Source organism: Paenibacillus sp. FW507-14B1B, assembly GCF_058781425.1.
Map to the genome: position 1 here is coordinate 290,095 of NZ_JBYSWS010000002.1, position 19,886 is coordinate 309,980.

Sequence of the window (19,886 nt, forward strand, 5' to 3'; positions counted from 1 at the left end):
CGGCAACATCATTTGATATGCCACGGTTCTTCCGTATATCCATTATACTGAACAACAGACTTTGATTCAAGTCTATTGTTAATTTTTTACTGAAACTGAGTTGCTGTAAGTCTCAGCCACAAACGGTACAAGATCGCCTTAGTCGCACGTAGACGAACCATCTCTCTGTCACCTTTAAGGTGAAGCTCATGTACTTCTGTCTTCTTGCCACGCTCTGACAATCCGATATACACAAGTCCGACTGGTTTACGTTCTGCATAGCCTGGCCCAGCCACTCCTGTCACAGATAAACCGAAATCACTATCTGTCACCATCCGAATCTGTTCAGCAAGAACCTCCGCAACTTCAGGAGATACTGCACCTGGCGCATCCTCACCTTCTAGAAGCTGCTGTGGAACATTTATCAGCTTATGTTTAATCTGGTTCGTGTAGCAGACAATTCCTCCTAGTAGCATCGTCGCACTACCTGGAATTGAAGTGATATTCTCCATTACCAGACCACCTGTACAGCTTTCCGCAGCACTAATGGTCCAGCCTTGATCAGCCATCATATCAACGATAACTTTTTCAATGGGAACATCCTCGTTTGCATACATATGTTCTGGAACAATCCCCTTGATCTGTTCTTCGAGAGCAGTAAGCCGCTCCATGGCCTCACCTTCGCTGGAAGCCTTGGTGGAAATGCGAACCGTCACTTCGCCTTCTTTTGCATACAGAGCAATGGTGGGGTCGCTTTGCTCGCTGATTAGATCACTAAGCCGGTCATCCAGCGCAGACTCACCGATCCCCGCAAATTTAAGCATCTTGGAGTAGAGTGGCAACTCATCGGTGAGTACATGCTGCATTAACCAAGGCTTCGCCTGTTGTTCAAACATCGGCATCAGCTCTCTTGGAGGCCCCGGAAGTACAATATAATGAGTGCCATCATGAGTAATAGCATTCCCTACAGCAAGTCCTGTCTCATTCGGCAGGGGTGTTCCTCCATCTATTGACAAGGCCTGGCGTTTATTATTCTCTGTCATTTTCTTACCGCGATCCATAAAGAAGCGGTCTACATTGTCCATAGCCATTCTGTCAATATGAAGAGAAGTCCCGATAAATTCCGCTAATGCATCTTTCGTAATATCATCCTGTGTCGGTCCTAGACCCCCGGTCAAGATTATAATATCCGTCCGAGCACTGGAGATCGCAAGTGATTCCTTAATACGCTCCATGTTGTCACCAACGACGGTCTGATAATATACATCGATCCCCATACTTGCAAGTTGTCTGGACAAATATTGTGCATTTGTATTTACGATTTGACCGAGCAACAACTCGGTTCCGACCGCAATAATCTCTGCTTTCATTCCGCGTAAAACCTCCTGATCTATTCTCTTTATAATTGTTACCGTTTATAACAATCTAATTAACTCTCGCCATTATGGAAGAAAAAAGCAATAGGATTTCTCCTATTGCTATTATGCCCCGGCCCCTCTAAGAAGGTGTTTGTTTTTCACAAAATATTCTGCGCCAGAGTAGATCGTAATCAATGCCGCAGCCCAAATTGCAATCTGATCAAACGGCACTCCAAAGAACACGAATGGGAAATTATTGATCAACAGAGCAACAATCGCAACAATCTGAATCACTGTCTTTAACTTACCCGAATTTCCAGCTGCTACAACAGCTCCATCAAGCAGAGCAATCTGACGCAGTCCAGTTACAGCAAATTCACGGCTAATAATTACCACAACAATCCAAGATTCCACTTTTCCCATTTCCACTAAAGAAATAAGAACAGCAGCCACAAGCAATTTATCAGCCAATGGGTCGAGTAATTTACCAAGATTAGTTACCATGTTGTTCTTACGAGCGAGATAACCATCAATTCCATCTGTGCTGGCTGCCACAATAAAAATCAAAGCGGCGATAAGCTGGTTATATGGCAGTTTAAAACCATTCCATACGATCGGCTCTGGATAAAAATCGAAATCCACCAGCAAAAAAATCATCATAACGGGTATCAGGCAAATTCGGGCCAGCGTTATGCGATTCGGTAAATTCATGAAGCAGCCTCCCTCTATTGGGGTTGTTATTACCCGCAACCGACTTCATAACAGTCAGTTTTTCGAACTAAGATTTGAATCATATGTACCTAAAGGCTCGATAAGCGGATAGCAGCACATGCTAATGAGTCTATCCACACCTTGATATATCGAATTTCAGTATAATATTAAGGCTGGTTCCGTGTCAAAAAGAGAAAGACCTCCTCCTCGCACACGAAGGGAGGCCTGCAGCCTATTTAAAGTTGGTAAACTGCAGATCCAGCGGCAGATCGGCTTTGCGCAACAACTGCATGATAGCCTGAAGATCATTCTTACTCTTACCCGTAACCCGAATCTGATCACCTTGAATCTGACTCTTAACCTTGAGCTTCGAATCACGAATCAGAATATTGATCTTCTTAGAGTTCTCCTGATCGATCCCCTGTTTCAGCGAAAGACGCTGTCTAACGGTTCCTAGTGATGCAGGCTCAATCTTACCATAATCCACATTCTTCAGAGATAATCCACGCTTTACCATCTTGGATTGCAAAATATCGATAACCGCGTTCAGCTTGTATTCATCCTCAGATGCGATGACTAGCGCGTCTTTATCTAGTTTCAGACTGCTTTTGCTGCCCTTAAAATCGAAGCGATTCTCAATTTCTCGCTCCGCTTGGTTAATCGCATTACTCAATTCCTGCATGTCCATCTTGGACACAATATCAAATGAACTTTCAGAACTCATGGTCATTCCTTCCTTTCGTGCAATATGTCTACTCTATTATAGGTTATAACTCTGGTGGAAGTCTAATCCTTCAGACCATGATTCCTCCATTACCCTAATACATCTCTATACAAAAGACTTCGTCTTCTAATTTCCTGCCCCACTCTTACCAGGTCCGCGGAACATTTCGAGAACGCCCAGTAGGATATGAGCTAATCCAAACCCTAGTATACCGTAGCCCCAATTATTCGGGATTAGAAAATAACCCAAGAGACTTACAATTACACCTAGCAAAGTTACAATCCAACTCACAGACATCTTGATGCCCACCTCACTTGCTATAGGATGAAAAATAGCGGTGCGCATAAACCGCACACCGCTATTACTTTATCCTGAGAAAGGAAAGTTTATTCTATATCGTTAGTTCCCGTTTCGCTACTGCCCGTAGATCCTGCCTCTGCTGGTTCAAATAGCAATCGTGATGATGTCTTACCATCCGTTACGGGTTGCCCACCTACCGTAATTTCTGTAGCTGGTGAGTATCCAGACTTCACGTACATACCTTGGCTATCCAGTTCAAAACTTACAGATTCACCAGCATTCATCATTCCGAAAGAGAGCTTCTCCCCCGTTGAATTGTATCCCCGGTAAACTTCCACCCAGCTCTGTCCAGAAGCTTTAATTTCTACTTTAACTGGGGTATCTCCTGATGAAGCTACTTTGAAGACCACATTCTTGCCTTCCTTACGGTCTTCTGTAACCGTTATTTGACCTTGCTCGCCTTCGTTATTGTTCTCATCAGGATTTTGGGTTTCGTCCTCACCGTTAGATTCATCTCCTGGTGCAACATCCGTTTCCGGGTCTTTATTCGTTCCTTCATCCGTAGTACCACCTTCACCTTGAGCGCCTCCCGGATTCGGTGTCGTAGGCTCATCGCTTCCACCTTGTTCAGAAGGATCATTCTGAGTAACAGGCGGCACCTTATCAGGCACATCACTGTTAGTTTTATAAGCATATAAAGCAATGACAGCGATAATCAAAATAGGGAATATCCACATTAGTACCGTTGGAACCCAACTGATATTCCGGTCTGATGATGTCCTTGTGGCACGTTTCTGCATCACAGGCTCCATTGTTGCTTCCGGCTCAGGCTTAGGCACATCTTGTTTATGTCCCTCAAGCAGCTCATCTGGATTTAAACCTACCGCTTCCGCATAGGTTTTGATGAATGCCCGGACATAAAAGCTGCCTGGAAGCACCTTATAGTCCCCAGCCTCGATGGCTTCTAAGTAGCGTTTGCGTATTTTTGTAACTTCCTGCACGTCGTCCAGACTCATGCCTTTTTGTAGACGCGCTTCTCTTAATTGTTGTCCCAGTTCGGACATACCATCACCTCCTCTTGGAATTTCTGCGGTCATTACAGATCGTCACTGTACGAACCGGTGAATGTATCATAAACGATTTCCTCGCCCGGATTGTTTCGAAGTTCGATCAGAATATCAAAATCATCGTATGAGTATTCGGATTCCCGCACAAATATATCCGGATGCTCAATTACTTTCGTGCTCTCCATAGTCATAATGTCTTGAAGTAACTGATAGTGCTTTTCGTTAGAACGTATGGTACTCACAATTCCGTCAATAATGAAGACATTGGTTGGATTCATTTCATCCTCAGATAGCTGACTGCGAATCGTCTGTCTTAGCAATGTAGAGGATACAAATGTCCACCGTTTCATGGCACATACACTACCTGCAATAATGGATTCAGTCTTGCCGACACGTGGCATTCCTCGGAGACCAATGACCTGGTTTCCTTCCCGCTTAAACACTTCACCTAAAAAATCAACAAGTAAACCTAACTCATCACGAGTAAAGCGAAATGTTTTATGATCGTCAGAATCCCGGTCAATATAACGGCCGTGACGAACTGCCAGTCGATCTACAAGCTTGGGAGGCCTTAGTGCCGTCACCGTAATATTCTCGACCTTGTTTAACATTTTACCCATTAAAGTGATTTTCTCTTCATCATCCGTCTCTAGAAGCATACCTCTAGTCTGACCTTCTACGCCGTTGATTGTTAGAATGTTCACTTCCATCATACCGAGCATAGACGCAATATCCCCTAGCAAGCCAGGACGGTTCTTATGTATCTTATACTCCATATACCACTGTTTAGATTCCACCAAAACACCTCACCCGAACTTCTATTCCATTAACCTTCGACAGGATTTACCAATCATAGACATGCCGAAAAAAGTTTAATAAATGGGTCACGTTAATGATATATAAAATGAAAATGAAAGGCAAGGGCAACTCTGTAACCAATTTCGAATAAAAAACCCCCTGCATCAGGGGGCTGCTCTTCTGAACTATGCGTTCGATTTGGCTAACTTGACCATGAGACGAGCAATCGTGCGGCGTTCTTCCTCATTTCCTACTTCCCAAAGCTCTTTTAGAGCACGGTTGGAGGAGTTCTGAGGATCAACTTTCTCATCCAGGAAATCACCAATTTCGTAGGCAAGCTGAGAAATCGTGTCTTCACTCATTCCCGCTTTTTCTGCTTGAACAACACGCTCACCAAGAAACTTTTTCCACGAATCGAAGTTTTTGAGTACGGATGACATGGATTAAATCCTCCTTTTGCTTGCTTGCAATTGAGATTTAAAACGAACAATAATAATATGTCCCCGTACGCAATCCACTATGAGTGGTGAAATACACCATATACACGAAAGCCTCTCTAAGTCACCCATCCACCGTTCGGACTAATCACCTGTCCCGTAATGTAACCAGATTCCGGCAAAGCCAAAAAGTAAACAAGCGAGGAGATTTCATCCGGATGGGCAAGACGTCCAACCGGAATTTCTTCCTCAAGCATGCGAATCTCATCTTCTTCCAAGTGACCCAGCATTGAAGTATCCACTGCACCAGGAGCAACAGCATTCACTGTAACGCCTGAAGGAGCGAGCTCTTTGGCTAATGCTTTTGTGAAAGCATTAAGTCCTCCCTTACTCGTGGAGTAGAGCACTTCACATGAAGCGCCTGAAATCCCCCACACGGAAGAAACATTAATAATTCGTCCGAACCTTTGTGAAACCATTCGTCCCATGAAGGCCTGGGTGCAAAGGAATGTCCCTTTTAGGTTAACAGACATCACCGTATCCCATTCTTCTTCTGTCACATCGGATAGAAGGCCATAATGAGAAATCCCTGCGTTATTGACCAAAATGTCCGGCTCCATGCCATGATTCTGTAGCTTTTCCTTCATCCGCAAGATTTGTTCCTTATCCTTCAAATCCGCAGACACAGTCATCACCTTAGATCCATGGCTCATACATCGCCGTGCTACCTCATTAGCAGCTTCATGAGAGTTCATGTAATGAATAATGATATTCATACCAACAGCTGCGAAACGTTCCGCTATAGCAGCCCCAATCCCTCTGCTGGCGCCTGTGATCAGAACCGTCATTTCCCCAATCGGTTTCTGAACCTCTCCCAATAGATCACTCATTCCGGGCTTAACACCAATGAAACGGCGAGTTGATCCCAATCTACATGTTCCTGAAGTCTGCGGTTAACATCTTCTAGTGTAATCGACTCGTATACTGGTAAAACAGCGAATAAATTGCTGCCTCTAAACTCGTATCGAGTAAATTCATGTGCAATGTTTTCCGGGGAATTGAGCATCCGCAGATAGCCACCCATTTTCTTTTTACGCGCTCGTTCAAAATCGGACTGATTAAATCCTTTTTCCTTCAAGCGATCCACTTCTTCACGAATGCGCTTAAGCATCTGCTCCGGATCCCTTGTATCACCACCTGCTGCGGAAAATGCATACTGAGGCGAACTACTATACTCATGAGAGAAGCTGTCGGAAATCAAGTCCTCATCATATAATTTTTGATACAATTCTGTGCTAGATCCAAACAACAGATCAAGCATCAATTTTGTAGTCAAATCACGTCGCAGCTGATCTTCTGGTGCAAGACCAACTTCTTTTTCTTTGAAGCCAAATAAGCATTTCGGTAAGGAGACAGCGAGTCTGCATATCTTTTGTTTCTCCGCAACCTGTTCTGGTTCTGGATCAAACAGCCGATCGATGCTTCCCTGCTTGTCGTATGTTTTACGAGCCTGGTTCGCCTTTACCATAGCAATCGTTTCTTCCGGATCTACACCACCAACAACGAATAGCAGCATATTACTCGGGTGATAGAAGGCGTTATAACAGGTATATAAATCTTCTTTTGTTATCGTGCCAATGGATTCAATCGTTCCTGCAATATCAATGTGTACCGGATGCACTTTATACAAAGCTTCGATCAGCCCGAAATACACACGCCAATCCGGATTATCCTGATACATGTTAATTTCTTGACCGATAATCCCTTTTTCCTTCTCCACATTCTGATCCGTAAAATAAGGATTTTGAACAAAATCAATCAGCGTCTCTAGATTCGCCATGATATTCTCTGTGGCTGAGAACAAGTATACGGTTTGATCAAAGCTTGTAAATGCATTCGCAGATGCGCCGTTAGAAGCAAATTTCGCGAATACATCGCCGCCCTCCGGTTCTTCGAACATTTTATGCTCAAGAAAGTGAGCGATTCCATCCGGAACGCGTATCTCAGGTTTTCCTTCAACACGGAAATGATTATCTACAGAACCATATTTCGTTGCAAAAGTAGCATATGTTTTCTGGAATCCGGGTTTAGGCAAAACATAGACGTGCAGCCCATTATCCAGCACTTCATAGTACAACGTTTCTTGGAGATTTTCATAATGAATGCTTTGCACCGGCTATTCCTCCTTTTGGCCTTTCAGGAAATAAATCGTATCGAGCGAAAAAGCGGATGCAGCGCGCGTAACGTCATCGATTGAAACATTTCCCACCTGCTCCAGAAGTTCCTCTGCCGTGCGCTCCTTACCGGACAGTACACGATTAAAATCATAAGCAATTAACTCAAAAGCGGAATCTTGCATTTCCTTAACTACATTACGAATCATCGCTTTAGTCTGGGTCATTTCAACGTCCGAAATTATTCCATTAGCCATATCATCTAGCTGTTTACGGATAATTTCGACCGCTTTCTCATAGTTCTGAATTTCAATTCCGGACTGGATCGTAGCGATCCCTTTGTGCCCGTCATATCGTGAAGAAGCATAATAAGCAAGGCTCTCTTTCTCACGGACATTTACAAACAGTTTGGAATGTGGGTATCCACCAAGAATACCGTTATACATTAAGGCTGCAGCGTAGTCTTTGTCACTGTAAGTAATTTTGCTTCGAAGTCCAAGATTCAGCTTCCCTTGATTGATGTCCAGCTTCTCTACTACCGTCTGAGGCTCGCTTGTGTCGGAACGGACGACAGAAGCTGCGTATTCAGAAGTATTTACACGGTCCATCGAGAAATGTTCTTCTACAAGCTTTTGGACTTCCTCAATGGAGGTATCACCCACGACGTAAAGATCAAATACAGCTTCGTTCATCCATTTCTGATAAGCAGTATATAAACTATCCGCTGAAATGCCGTCTAGGTCCTTACGCTGACCTAGTGGGTGAAGGCGGTACGGTTCATTTCTACACATAACTTCAATACAACGTTCAGCCGCATATCGAATCTTATCATTCACGATCGCCTCTAACTTTTTACGAACCGTATCCCGCTCCGTCTGTACATAAGAACTGCGGAATACTCCATTCTCAAGAGCGGGCGCAGTAAGCGCTTCGCCTAAAAAAGCAAAAGACGATTTCAAGAGACTCTCGGAGCTCTGAACAAATGAATCATTAATCGTGTCCATTCGAAAATGTACAATTTGATGATCTCCTCGTTTATAAACATCAAAACCGAAACCAGCTCCATACAACTGTTCGAGTCGTTCTCGGAAAGCTCTTGTCTCCGGATAGGAGACTGTACCTCTCCGGAGTACAAACGGTGTCAAAGCCGTGGTCGTCACTGTGTCTTCTTCCAGTGGACTTCCGGCATACAGCGAAATTGCAAATGTTTTGAAGCGGCGTGTCGGTAGCACGTGAATACGGATACCACCCGCTGAGCCGTGTTCAAATCCCGTTTTCGTCGTCAAGGTCCAAAACTCCCTTACCACATGAATTGATGGTGCTCTAGGCTTAATTTAGTTCCATTCTAACCCATCGTAAAGTGAAGAAGCAACCGAAGACAAGCCCTCGGTTGCTTCATGTATTACATACAGAAGATATGCTGTCCAATGGTTTTGACTTGAGGACGGCTCCAAATCCAGGACGAGGTCGCTGTCTTCGGATTAAAGTAATAGAGGCAACCGCCTGAAGGGTCCCAACCGTTAACCGCTTGAAGTACTGCTTTTTTTGCTGTTTCATTCGGCTCGAGCCAAATCTGTCCATCTGCTACAGCCGTAAAAGCACGCGGTTGGAATATGACTCCGGATGGTGTATTTGGAAAGCTTGGGGACTTCACACGGTTCAATATAACAGCTGCTACAGCAACCTGGCCTTCAAAAGGTTCACCACGAGCCTCGCCGTACACCGCATTAGCCATGATTTTCAAGTCATTGTCGGATAACCCTAGGTTATTAGCAGAGGATAGATTAGACTCTTGCTTTTTACCAGTATTCGTCTTATTCCCTGTTTGTGTTTTAGGTTCTGTTGGACGCCAATTCTTTGTTGCATTGTAAAGTTTGAGCTTTACCTTTGGACCGACAATACCATCAACCTTCATTCCAAATTCGGATTGGAACCATTTCACGGAACTGCGTGTCTTGGAACCAAATACACTATCAATCTTTCCGTGATAAAATCCTAAGAACTTCAATCTGCCTTGAAGCTCATATACATCATCACCTGTGGAACCAAATTTCAAAATAGCCTGACTGAATGTAGGAACAGCTTCCTGTGTAAGTGGGTTTTGCTCCGATGTTGGATTGGCATTCGTCTGTGAAAAAACGGCCGCCGATAACAATACCAGGACACCGAACAGTAGCCAAATCTTTATGTTTTTCATGATGCGCTCTACCTTTCTCTTGTGGTTTAACAAGCCTCGCTAAAGATATTATGACAAGCGATCCCTTTTCCTATGCACATTTCCAAGAGAAGAAGTAGAGCCAGCAATTCTTCTGATCTAGATGAAACCTTTCCATACGCTCACTAAAGTATAACTGGCCATTACCAATAACCGAAAAAACAGGCATCTTTCGCATAATCAAAATGCGTAAAAGATACCTGTTTCCTTGTTGTACTTGTTGAATTATGAGCTTACACGGCTCTGCTGATACTGCTCCATCGACATTAGTACCTCACGAGGTTTACTCCCCTCATACGGTCCGATCACACCTCTAGCTTCCATGGAGTCAATTAATCGAGCTGCACGTGTGTATCCAACTCGCATACGACGTTGAAGCAAAGATACCGAAGCTTGCTTCGCCTCCAAAATAATGGTTACCGCTTGATCATATAACTCATCAAGGACTTCATCATCTGCAGCTCCAGATTCATCGATCTCAGGAACTAGAGACTCATCATATTCAGCCTGCCCTTGGTCACGAACAAACCCGACAATATTCTCTACTTCCTGATCGCTCATAAATGCACCTTGAACCCTTACAGGCTTAGACGATCCCATAGGCATGAATAACATATCTCCTCGACCAAGCAACTTCTCCGCCCCGGCCATATCTAGAATAGTTCTAGAATCGACTTGCGAAGAAACACCGAACGCAATCCTAGAAGGAATGTTCGCCTTAATAACCCCTGTAATAACATCCACAGAGGGACGCTGGGTAGCAATGATTAAGTGAATCCCTGCAGCACGTGCCATTTGGGCTAGACGTGTGATGGCCTCTTCAACATCATGTGCAGCAACCATCATTAGGTCTGCAAGCTCGTCTACGATTACGACAATATACGGCAATACAGCGGACGGATTGTCTTTCATCAATGTATTATAACCTTCAATGTTCCGTGTACTAGACTTGGAGAACAGCTCATATCGTTTCTCCATCTCAACAACAATCTTCTTAAGAGCCAGTGAAGCCCGTTTCGGATCTGTCACCACTGGTGCTAACAGATGTGGAATCCCGTTGTATACATTCAGCTCGACCATCTTAGGATCGACCATTAGAAACTTTACTTCATCGGGCTTAGCCTTATAGAGAATGCTTGTGATAATCCCGTTAATACATACAGATTTACCAGATCCCGTAGCACCAGCAACGAGTAGATGGGGCATTCTTGCTAAATTACCGACAATAGTCTGTCCGGAGATGTCTCGCCCGAACGCGATAGAAAGCTTAGACTGTGCATCCTGAAAGAATGGTGTCTCCATCACTTCACGCATCGTTACAATGGAAACTTCATTATTCGGAACCTCAATCCCGATCGCCGATTTACCCGGTATAGGTGCTTCCATCCGTATGTCCTTCGCCGCTAATGCAAGCGCGATATCATCTGTAAGACTAACAATACGACTCACCTTTACACCAATATCTGGCTGAATCTCATACCTAGTAACAGACGGACCTCTGACAACCTCCAGCACTTTAGCACGAACACCGAAACTTTCAAGCGTAGCCTCCAGCTTACGGGCTGTCTGCATATAATCCTTCTGATCTCCGGACTTGCCACCATTGTTAGGCTTCGATAACAAGCGAAAAGGAGGAAGCTTGTACGGTTTGGGTGGCGGTGGTGGTGGCGTAACAGGTGTTGCTTCCTGATCCGCTTCTTCAGTGAATTCTTCATTTGAAACTGCGGAAACCAAGTCCTCCTTAACTTCTTCTTGTCCTGATCCCGTCACACTCATATTCTCAGCAGCCTCTTCTGTAATATCATACTGCTGAGCTTCTAACTCATCCAAGTCCTCATCATCCACATTATTTTCTTGTTTAACTTGCTCGAAGAAATCACGAATAATGGGCGATGAAGATGTAGGTACGTTTGAGATCGGTGAATCATCGTACCCAAATGGAGTGGCTTCGCCCTCCTCTTGAACGAAATTCACAGCTCCAACATTCTCTTTATGGGCTTGTTCAGAAAAGTCCTCGTTATCCTGTGTATCCTGTGTATCCTGTTCTTTATCAACTTTGGATTTCGAATTTTTGTTGCCGAACAGTTGGAAAAATACAGGGGAACCTTTCTTTCTCGACAAAGGCATTTCAACATCTTCTAGATCATCACCGTCATCATCCTCATATTCTGGGATAACTTGAGGCTTTTTCTTTCGCGCGGATGCGGATGATTTAGCTTTGGCCTTCGTCTGCCGCCCTTGCATTCTCTTCTGTAGATGTTCACCTGCTTTTACCAAACGGACCCGCAGCATTCGCACCAGATCCACATACGATAAGTTAGTAATGAGCATAAAGCTGATGAACAGCATAACGATCATAATAAGACGCGCACCCACACTACCAAAGAACATCAATAATAGAGCAAACTGCAATGCACCTATATATCCCCCGCTAACATCCCTTCCCATTACGGGGTGATTTCCATCAGCTTTACTGTGAAGGAGCTCTCCTTGCAAATCACTATGTATTTGAGCAAGCACATTACCTGAGCTAAGTTGACCGATAGGTGCTAGCTTAGGCTCCAGGCCGCTGATGCTGCTCATTAAAGTCAGCGATAGGACAAACAGAAGAACGCCAGTACGACGACTATTCCAGCGTTTAGGCCATTTCCGATGAATCATCACCATTAATCCATAGAACATTCCAACAAGGGGGATGATGAAGTAATATTTACCTAGTAGATAGCCTGACATCTTAGATAAAGATCGCCCTACCGGAGCCTCCCCGGATAAAGCAATCACCGAGAGTGTCATCAGTATAATTCCATAAATTTCATATTTGAGAACCGAGGCAAATACAGCTCTCTTCTTCCGCTTGCGTTTTGCCAATAGTGTCACCCCCGAAGCCATATTATAACATATATTCCGGTGGCGCACCTATGTTCTGTTTTCAGACTTTAGCCCTATTTTGATCAAGTACAGGTACGAAGGAAATTGTACTTCCAGGAGCATATTGTGGATTTAAATAATCTGCAAGCTCACAATTCAACAGACGAATGATTTTGGCCTTGTTGTCATTCAGAGGCTCCACCTGCATATGAAGACCACCAATATTAATTTCCATTGTGGAGGGCGTGTCCTGTTCTAATGTATTTTTCCAGATAACATCTTCTGGCATTACCGTATATAAGGTCATTGGGTAAGTCCTCCTGCGCTCATATTTTTACCAGTTCCAATCATCTCGTTCAATTTTGCCAGCGCTTGTCCAATTCCACCAACCTCGTTCATCAATCCGTACTTCACAGCGTCCATGCCCGAAACTGCAGTTCCAATATCACGATTTAACTCCCCTGTTTTGAACATCAATGCTTTAAACTGATCCTCTGTAATTCCAGAATGAGAAGTCACAAACCGAACAACACGCTCTTGCATCTTCTCCATGTATTCAAAAGTCTGAGGAACCCCTATGACCAGTCCATTCATCCGAATCGGATGGATCGTCATAGTTGCACTTTCCGCGATGAAAGAATAGCTGGATGCTACAGCGATCGGAACACCAATACTATGCCCTCCTCCAATAACAACGGTAACGGTTGGTTTGGTTAAGGATGCAATCATTTCTGCTATTGCAAGTCCCGCTTCAACGTCACCACCAACCGTATTCAAAATAATGAGCAATCCCTCAATGCGAGGGTTTTGCTCAGCGGCAACCAACTGAGGAATTAGGTGCTCATATTTGGTCGTTTTGTTTTGCGGTGGAAGAATTAAATGACCTTCAATCTGGCCGATAATGGTCATACAAAAAATGTTGGATTCTCCACTCGCAGGTACCCCAGTTTGACCTAACTGCTGAATTGTATCTACCACGCTTGGTTTATTGTTGTCTTCCGTCTGGGTTGAAGGGGCCCCCGTCTGTTCAGCTCTATTACTGTTAATCGATCTCTTATCCATTTCTGCACCCTGCCTTTTGTCATAGTCGTCTTACGCTATGGTTTAGTATGGCAAAAAGACATACTGGATTATGCCTTTCTCGATATCTTATCCAGCAGTTCATCATTTGGAACGCAAAAAAGCCCCTTTCGCGGGAACCGTCCAATATACCTGCGAAAGGGGCGACTGTGTGCCTTAATATTCTGTTCGTTCTCTCAATTATACTTCCATGATAATCGGAAGAATCATTGGTCTACGACGTGTTTGCTCATATAAGAAGCGACCCAAAGCATCTTTCACGCTTGTTTTGAGGGATGCCCATTCATTTACATTCTCACTCATCAACTTCTGTAATGTGCTCGAGACGATTCGGTTACTTTCCTCAAGTAATCCTTCCGACTCACGTACATATACAAAGCCGCGAGATATAATGTCTGGTCCAGATACAATGGAACCATTCTGCTTGCTAAGTGTTACAACGACAACCAAGATACCATCTTGTGATAACAGTTTACGGTCACGAAGCACGATATTACCGACATCACCAACACCAAGTCCATCGATTAGAACATTACCTGCCGTAACTTTACCTGCTTTACGAGCTGAACCGCCTTGAATTTCAACAATTTCTCCAAGATCCGTAATGAAGATATTGTCTGGATCAACACCAACAGATTCAGCAAGCAAAGCATGACGACGCTGCATACGGAATTCACCGTGCACAGGTATGAAGAATTTCGGCTTCATTAAGTTTAGCATGAGCTTGAGTTCCTCTTGACTACCGTGACCGGAAACGTGCACACCCGAATTGGAACCGCTATAAATAACGTTTGCACCTAGACGGAATAATTCATCGATTGTACGTCCAACATACTTCTCGTTACCTGGTACGGGTGTTGCAGCAATAATAACCGTGTCACCTGGCAAAATATCCACCTTACGATGAGTCGAACGTGCCATACGCGTTAATGCAGACATCGGCTCACCTTGACTGCCTGTACACAATACAACGACACGGTCAGCCGCCATTTTATTTACTTCTTCTGGTTCAATCAACATTCCATCCGGAATGTGGAGATAACCCAAATCAGAAGCGATAGATACAACATTCACCATGCTTCGTCCAATGACCGTTACTTTACGGCCCGTTGATTCAGCGGCGTTAATCACTTGCTGGATTCTGTGTACGTTCGAAGCGAATGTAGCAACGACCACACGCTGATCTGCTTTGCGGAAGATATCTTCCATCACGATACCAACGTTCTTCTCAGATGGAGTAAAGCCCGGTTTCTCTGCATTCGTGCTATCCGACAGTAGTGCCAGAACGCCTTTACTTCCGATTTCAGCCATACGCTGCAAATCGGCATATTGATCATTAACTGGAGTATGATCGAATTTAAAGTCGCCGGTATGAACTACACTGCCTTCCGGAGTATCGATACAAATACCGACTGAATCTGGAATACTGTGGTTTGTTTTGAAGAAGGTAGCTTTAAGTGTGCTGCCAAGCTGAACTTCAGAATCTGCATTAATGAGAATTCGCTTTGTTTCGCCAAGCAAGTTCGCTTCCTTCAACTTGTTCTCTACCAAGCCTAGTGTCAGCTTTGTTCCATATACAGGAACGTTCAGATGTTTCAATACATACGGAAGTCCACCGATATGGTCTTCGTGTCCGTGAGTAAGTAGAATCCCTCTGACTTTATCACGATTTTCAGTTAAGTAAGAAATATCAGGAATGACAATATCTATTCCAAGCATGTCCTCTTCCGGAAATTTAAGCCCCGCGTCCACGACAACGATGTCATTAGCGTATTGAATGACATACATATTTTTCCCGATTTCACCGACGCCGCCCAAGGCAAAAATCGATAGTTTATCGCTATTTATTTTTTTTGACAAATCAATCTAACCCTCCTATAGTTTTGGACGTCCACCAATTGTTATATTAAATTTCAAAAATATACCGCACCCAGTCACTTGCATTCATTATACATGATGAAAAACTGAAAACACAAGTCACCCACCCAGTAAGGGGTAGGATACCCCTAGAAAGCGGCGTTTTATAAAAGAAAAACCACCTTCTTGTGAAATGAAGGCGGTTTTTCGGGATTTATGGTATAAATACACAATATTCGAGTTTAATGACTGATGCTTTAGTAGTCAGATAGTACTTTTCGGATATAAGCCGCTTCGTTCTCACTTGGTGAAGTCAATGGTAAACGTACTCCTCCTACATGATAACCTTTCTCCACTAGAGCAAATTTCACAGCAGATGGATTAGGAAGCGGATCAGGACATTCAAACAGACCTTTAAATAGAGGGAATAACTTTTGATGCAATTGAGCAGCCGCTTGAACCTGGCCTTTCAGATATGCATTTATCATATCCTTCATATCACTACCCGCAATATGACTAGCCACACTCACAATTCCGTAGGCACCTACAGACAATGCAGGTAACGCAGCTGAATCATCACCTGAATATACGATAAACTCCTCAGGTGCTCCAGCTACAATCTGTGTCACCTGATCTAAGGATGCGCACTCCTTTGTTGCTACAATGTTCGATATTTGAGCAAGTCTTAGCGTAGTCGCAACGCTCAAACTAATTCCTGTTCGACCTGGTACATTATAGAGCATGATCGGAAGTGAACTTGATTCTGCAATAGCTTTAAAATGCAGGAACAAACCTTCCTGATTCGGTTTGTTGTAATAAGGTGCCACAAGTAGAATTCCGTCAACACCGCACTGTTCTGCTTTTTGTGTAAGCTTTATGGAATGTTCCGTGTTATTACTCCCCGTTCCAGCAATTACTTTACATCTTCCAGCTGCATGTTCGACGACGAATTGGAACAGTTTAAGCTTCTCGTCTTCACTCAACGTAGGAGACTCGCCTGTCGTTCCTGCCACGACAAGAGAATCAGACTTTTGATCTTCAATTAAATAATCAACTAGTCGTGCAGTCTCGTCCCAATTAATGTTCCCCTTCGAATCAAAGGGTGTAACCATTGCCGTAATCAATCTTCCAAAATCCACCGTGTTTCCTCCTTAACTATTGCCGGCACCATCAAACTCTACCGGTGAAGCTCAAATTTATTGTGTAACGCCCTCAATGCTTGAACCATATCCTCTTTCTTTACGAGCAGCCATATCGTTGTATTGGAATCCGCCGATTGTAGTATCGAGATATCATGTTCACTTAATGCTTCAACAATTTTAGCCATGATCCCGGGAACTCCGTTAATTCCACCGCCAATCACGGAAACTTTAGCACAACCAGACAAGCTCTTGGGTTTCAAGCTCAGCCCCTGCAGTGCCGAAATTGCTTTCTCTGAATCGCTGTCGAATATGGTATATAGAACTCCCGTAGGAGTGACATTAATAAAATCAACACTAATTGAGTTCTCCGCCATCGTCTTAAACACCTTCAATTGAAGCCCGTCCGAACAATCACATTCTACTGATATCTGAGTAATGTTACTGACATAAGCTATCCCTGTGACATAACGGTCGACAATGTCCATTTGAACGTCTTTAAAGCCATCCGGTTGTGTAACAAGCGTACCCTCCGTATCCATAAAGGTTGAACGAACACGAAGCGGAATGAGGGACTGCATTGCAATCTCTACAGCTCTCGGATGGATGACTTTCGCACCTTGATGCGCCATATTGCATATTTCAGAATAACTTACATGAGTAAGCGGCCTTGCGTTCTCTACTATTCTTGGATCTGCCGTCAATATACCATCAACATCTGTATAAATATCAACCATCTCTGCACGTAGCGCAGCACCCAAGGCTGTAGCCGAAGTATCACTACCACCTCGTCCAAACGTCGTAAAATCACCAGATTCCGTCTGTCCTTGAAATCCGGTTACAATAACGACTTGGAATTTCTCTAGCTCTACTCGGACCCTGTCTGGCCTCATATCCATAATACGCGCATTACCAAACTGATTATCGGTGATGAATCCAGCTTGCGCCCCCGTTAGAACAGTAGCTGGAATCCCCTCATGCTGAAGTAGACTGCAAAGCGTTGCAGCAGATATGATCTCTCCGCAACAGAGCAACAGATCTCTCTCTCTTAGCGGAAGAGCATTGCCATTTTGCTCACTCCAATCGAGTAGAGTGTCTGTGGCATATGGCTCACCTCTGCGCCCCATCGCAGATACGACAACAACAAGTCGATAATTCTGGGCAAGCTCTCGGCGGATATGTTTAATGACACGTGCTCTCGCTTGTGGCGAAGACAAGGATGTACCTCCGAATTTCTGAACCAGAATGCGCATGAGAATTCCTCCGTTTATTATGCCGGAGACTAAAACACAGGCGTCGATTGAATGAAACGGCCAGCTTAGAGCCTGGCCGTTTCGCATGGAAACGATTATTTCTGCAATAAGGTGTAACGTCTACTGATTCGCGCGCCCATTATTTTTTTGGCCTCACGGACCATTTTTCGACAAATAGCTACTCTTTGAATGCTGTCGGGGGTGCTTCGTCTAATGTTATAACTTGATCTTTGAAATGGATCACCTTCCCTGCGGATCTAACCGTGGACAGCTCGTTCACTGGTATGTCTCCCCTTCATGAGAAACTGTCTCTACTACTGGTTATAGTTGTTATGCTGAATGAAACCGTTCAATTATCATTGGCTGCAGCTGTCTGCCTTCCAAGGCTGCATAACAGGTTTCCGGGATCAGTTCCATTTTGGCAACAAGCGAATTCGGTTTCTGCTGTGGATTATCCTGTCCGAAAGGAACAAAATAAATATTTTTTGTAACCAGCAGTTTTGCGATATTTGCAGCATTCAATCCAAGTCCGTCATTCGTGGATATCGCTAGCACAAGTGGTCGGCAATTTCTCATCTGCGCCTTTGCAGCCATCAGCACAGGACCATCTGTCATGGCATTTGCGAGTTTACTCGTCGAATTCCCTGTACAAGGAGCAATAACCAGGACATCCAGAAGCTTAGAAGGGCCTAGTGGTTCCGCCTCAACAATTGTAGAAATAATATCATTACCTGTTATTTCTTTCAACTGTTTCTGCCAATTTTCCGATGTGCCGAATCGGGTATCTGTCGTCATGATTGTTCCTGATACGATGGGTACTACATTAGCTCCGTCTTCTTTAAAGCGTTTGATCTGTGGCATTACTTCTTCGAATGTACAGTGGGAACCAGTTAAGGCATAGCCAACCGTTTTACCTTTCCAATCCATTTACGCATCCCCCCGAATCTTGACTTCTTCTGAAATCAACTCCACTAACGTATTAGCCATAATAATACCGGCTGTCTTTGGAGCTACGATTCCGGGTAGTCCGGGTGCAAGCATGGCTTTGATTCCCCTCTTCTCGGCATATCTGAAGTCGCATCCTCCAGGTGCAGAGGCAAGGTCGATTATAACGGCCTCGCGGGGCATCTTAGATAAAATCTGTGCTGTGACAATCATCGTTGGAATCGTATTGAAAAGTAGATTAATATCGGACAATTGATTGCTGAGATCCTTAATCATAAAAGGCTTCCAGCCCATCTCCTCCGCTCTTGCGTAATGCTCGCTTTTGCGGACTCCCATTTTGATCTTTGCTCCCAAACCTTGTAAACTTCTAGCCATCGTAAATCCAGTCCGTCCCATACCTAACACCATACTGGTCGATCCATGAATCGTAAAATCTGTATTTTGAATAGCCATCATCAGCGCGCCTTCGGCAGTCGGAATTGAGTTGTATATCGCTACATCATCACGCTCTAACAGCTCAACCAGCTTGATGTTATTACTTGCGCACAGAGCTCTCAAGTAGCTCTTAGCCATGCCAGTGTATACAACAGCGTGCTTCGGCAGAGCCTGAATATGCTCCTCCTCCAGCTTTAGCGGACCTTCCGCATAAAGTGCGCCAATACGGCCCTCATCATCACAACCAACAACGGGCAGTATCAGGACATCGGCACCTGACAGCAGCTCAACTGTAAGCGGCTCCCGGGTTACTCCCTGGAAGGAATCCTGCAATTTGTCAAATCCGGCTATTACAACAGAGGCATCCAATTCGGCACATTTGCGGATAACCTCAATCTGCCGTGCGTCACCGCCAAGAAAAACGGTTCGGACTCCTGTCAGCATGCAAGGCGTCGCTCCTTTCCAAACCAATGTATAGACTATCTTATGCGCTGGCCTATGAAGAGGTGAGCAAGAGTGAACCTTAAACTTGAGTTAATGTGGTTA

At 44.2% G+C, this 19,886-nt stretch carries 19 protein-coding genes; all 19 read right to left on the bottom strand.

Annotated features, from left to right (window positions below; translation table 11 throughout):
- Positions 1-86: 86 nt before the first annotated feature.
- Positions 87-1,349 carry a competence/damage-inducible protein A gene (locus AC3WJJ_RS09460; protein WP_422657227.1) on the bottom strand — a complete coding sequence of 421 codons (1,263 nt, stop codon included), beginning with the start codon at positions 1,347-1,349 and terminating at the stop codon, positions 87-89.
- Positions 1,350-1,460: 111 nt separating this feature from the next.
- Positions 1,461-2,048 carry a CDP-diacylglycerol--glycerol-3-phosphate 3-phosphatidyltransferase gene (gene pgsA, locus AC3WJJ_RS09465; protein WP_492540034.1) on the bottom strand — a complete coding sequence of 196 codons (588 nt, stop codon included), beginning with the start codon at positions 2,046-2,048 and terminating at the stop codon, positions 1,461-1,463.
- Between the two features lie 232 nt (positions 2,049-2,280).
- On the bottom strand, positions 2,281-2,772 hold the full coding sequence (locus AC3WJJ_RS09470; RefSeq protein ID WP_422657229.1) for a YajQ family cyclic di-GMP-binding protein: 492 nt from the start codon (positions 2,770-2,772) through the stop codon (positions 2,281-2,283).
- 126 nt (positions 2,773-2,898) lie between these two features.
- The gene (locus AC3WJJ_RS09475; RefSeq protein WP_422657230.1) at positions 2,899-3,069 is read right to left on the bottom strand and encodes a hypothetical protein; all 171 of its coding nucleotides are present in this window, start codon (positions 3,067-3,069) and stop codon (positions 2,899-2,901) included.
- Between the two features lie 89 nt (positions 3,070-3,158).
- Positions 3,159-4,136 (bottom strand): helix-turn-helix domain-containing protein, encoded by a 978-nt coding sequence (locus tag AC3WJJ_RS09480; RefSeq protein WP_492540036.1) that lies wholly within the window; start codon positions 4,134-4,136, stop codon positions 3,159-3,161.
- A gap of 32 nt (positions 4,137-4,168) precedes the next feature.
- Positions 4,169-4,936, bottom strand: a complete 768-nt coding sequence (locus tag AC3WJJ_RS09485) for a DUF3388 domain-containing protein (RefSeq protein ID WP_492540038.1) — start codon at positions 4,934-4,936, stop codon at positions 4,169-4,171.
- Positions 4,937-5,122: 186 nt separating this feature from the next.
- Positions 5,123-5,377, bottom strand: coding sequence for a DUF3243 domain-containing protein (locus AC3WJJ_RS09490; protein ID WP_422657233.1), 255 nt, complete (start codon positions 5,375-5,377; stop codon positions 5,123-5,125).
- 116 nt (positions 5,378-5,493) lie between these two features.
- Complete coding sequence (gene ymfI, locus AC3WJJ_RS09495) at positions 5,494-6,264, bottom strand: elongation factor P 5-aminopentanone reductase (RefSeq protein WP_492540041.1); 771 nt, start codon at positions 6,262-6,264, stop codon at positions 5,494-5,496.
- Entirely contained in the window at positions 6,261-7,547 is a 1,287-nt protein-coding gene (yfmH, locus tag AC3WJJ_RS09500; protein ID WP_492540043.1) for an EF-P 5-aminopentanol modification-associated protein YfmH, read from the bottom strand. Before yfmH ends, ymfI begins: the two co-directional genes overlap by 4 nt.
- 3 nt (positions 7,548-7,550) lie before the next feature.
- Complete coding sequence (gene yfmF, locus AC3WJJ_RS09505; protein ID WP_492540044.1) at positions 7,551-8,834, bottom strand: EF-P 5-aminopentanol modification-associated protein YfmF; 1,284 nt, start codon at positions 8,832-8,834, stop codon at positions 7,551-7,553.
- 116 nt (positions 8,835-8,950) lie between these two features.
- Positions 8,951-9,745, bottom strand: coding sequence for a spore cortex-lytic enzyme (sleB, locus tag AC3WJJ_RS09510; protein ID WP_492540046.1), 795 nt, complete (start codon positions 9,743-9,745; stop codon positions 8,951-8,953).
- Positions 9,746-9,988: 243 nt separating this feature from the next.
- Positions 9,989-12,631 (bottom strand): FtsK/SpoIIIE family DNA translocase, encoded by a 2,643-nt coding sequence (locus tag AC3WJJ_RS09515; protein ID WP_492540048.1) that lies wholly within the window; start codon positions 12,629-12,631, stop codon positions 9,989-9,991.
- Positions 12,632-12,692: 61 nt separating this feature from the next.
- Entirely contained in the window at positions 12,693-12,938 is a 246-nt protein-coding gene (locus AC3WJJ_RS09520) for a YlzJ-like family protein (RefSeq protein WP_492540050.1), read from the bottom strand.
- Positions 12,935-13,693, bottom strand: a complete 759-nt coding sequence (locus tag AC3WJJ_RS09525) for a ClpP family protease (RefSeq protein ID WP_492540052.1) — start codon at positions 13,691-13,693, stop codon at positions 12,935-12,937. The genes AC3WJJ_RS09520 and AC3WJJ_RS09525 overlap by 4 nt, the downstream gene beginning before the upstream one ends.
- Positions 13,694-13,891: 198 nt before the next feature.
- Positions 13,892-15,571, bottom strand: coding sequence for a ribonuclease J (locus AC3WJJ_RS09530; protein WP_422657241.1), 1,680 nt, complete (start codon positions 15,569-15,571; stop codon positions 13,892-13,894).
- Between the two features lie 254 nt (positions 15,572-15,825).
- Positions 15,826-16,707 (bottom strand): 4-hydroxy-tetrahydrodipicolinate synthase, encoded by an 882-nt coding sequence (gene dapA / locus AC3WJJ_RS09535; RefSeq protein WP_492540054.1) that lies wholly within the window; start codon positions 16,705-16,707, stop codon positions 15,826-15,828.
- A 38-nt stretch (positions 16,708-16,745) separates the two neighbouring features.
- Entirely contained in the window at positions 16,746-17,960 is a 1,215-nt protein-coding gene (gene dapG, locus AC3WJJ_RS09540) for an aspartate kinase (protein ID WP_492540056.1), read from the bottom strand.
- A 330-nt stretch (positions 17,961-18,290) separates the two neighbouring features.
- A complete protein-coding gene (locus AC3WJJ_RS09545; protein WP_422657244.1) occupies positions 18,291-18,887 on the bottom strand; it encodes a dipicolinate synthase subunit B in 597 nt (198 codons plus the stop codon).
- Entirely contained in the window at positions 18,888-19,784 is an 897-nt protein-coding gene (dpsA, locus tag AC3WJJ_RS09550; protein WP_492540057.1) for a dipicolinate synthase subunit DpsA, read from the bottom strand. It abuts the gene before it with no gap.
- Between the last annotated feature and the right edge of the window lie 102 nt (positions 19,785-19,886).

Coding starts and splice junctions, on each gene's coding strand:
- AC3WJJ_RS09460 (WP_422657227.1), bottom strand. CDS start 1,349: ATGAAAGCAGAGATTATTGCGGTCGGAACCGAGTTGTTGCTCGGTCAA.
- pgsA (WP_492540034.1), bottom strand. CDS start 2,048: ATGAATTTACCGAATCGCATAACGCTGGCCCGAATTTGCCTGATACCC.
- AC3WJJ_RS09470 (WP_422657229.1), bottom strand. CDS start 2,772: ATGAGTTCTGAAAGTTCATTTGATATTGTGTCCAAGATGGACATGCAG.
- AC3WJJ_RS09475 (WP_422657230.1), bottom strand. CDS start 3,069: ATGTCTGTGAGTTGGATTGTAACTTTGCTAGGTGTAATTGTAAGTCTC.
- AC3WJJ_RS09480 (WP_492540036.1), bottom strand. CDS start 4,136: ATGTCCGAACTGGGACAACAATTAAGAGAAGCGCGTCTACAAAAAGGC.
- AC3WJJ_RS09490 (WP_422657233.1), bottom strand. CDS start 5,377: ATGTCATCCGTACTCAAAAACTTCGATTCGTGGAAAAAGTTTCTTGGT.
- ymfI (WP_492540041.1), bottom strand. CDS start 6,264: ATGAGTGATCTATTGGGAGAGGTTCAGAAACCGATTGGGGAAATGACG.
- sleB (WP_492540046.1), bottom strand. CDS start 9,745: ATGAAAAACATAAAGATTTGGCTACTGTTCGGTGTCCTGGTATTGTTA.
- AC3WJJ_RS09520 (WP_492540050.1), bottom strand. CDS start 12,938: ATGACCTTATATACGGTAATGCCAGAAGATGTTATCTGGAAAAATACA.
- AC3WJJ_RS09525 (WP_492540052.1), bottom strand. CDS start 13,693: ATGGATAAGAGATCGATTAACAGTAATAGAGCTGAACAGACGGGGGCC.
- dapG (WP_492540056.1), bottom strand. CDS start 17,960: ATGCGCATTCTGGTTCAGAAATTCGGAGGTACATCCTTGTCTTCGCCA.
- AC3WJJ_RS09545 (WP_422657244.1), bottom strand. CDS start 18,887: ATGGATTGGAAAGGTAAAACGGTTGGCTATGCCTTAACTGGTTCCCAC.
- dpsA (WP_492540057.1), bottom strand. CDS start 19,784: ATGCTGACAGGAGTCCGAACCGTTTTTCTTGGCGGTGACGCACGGCAG.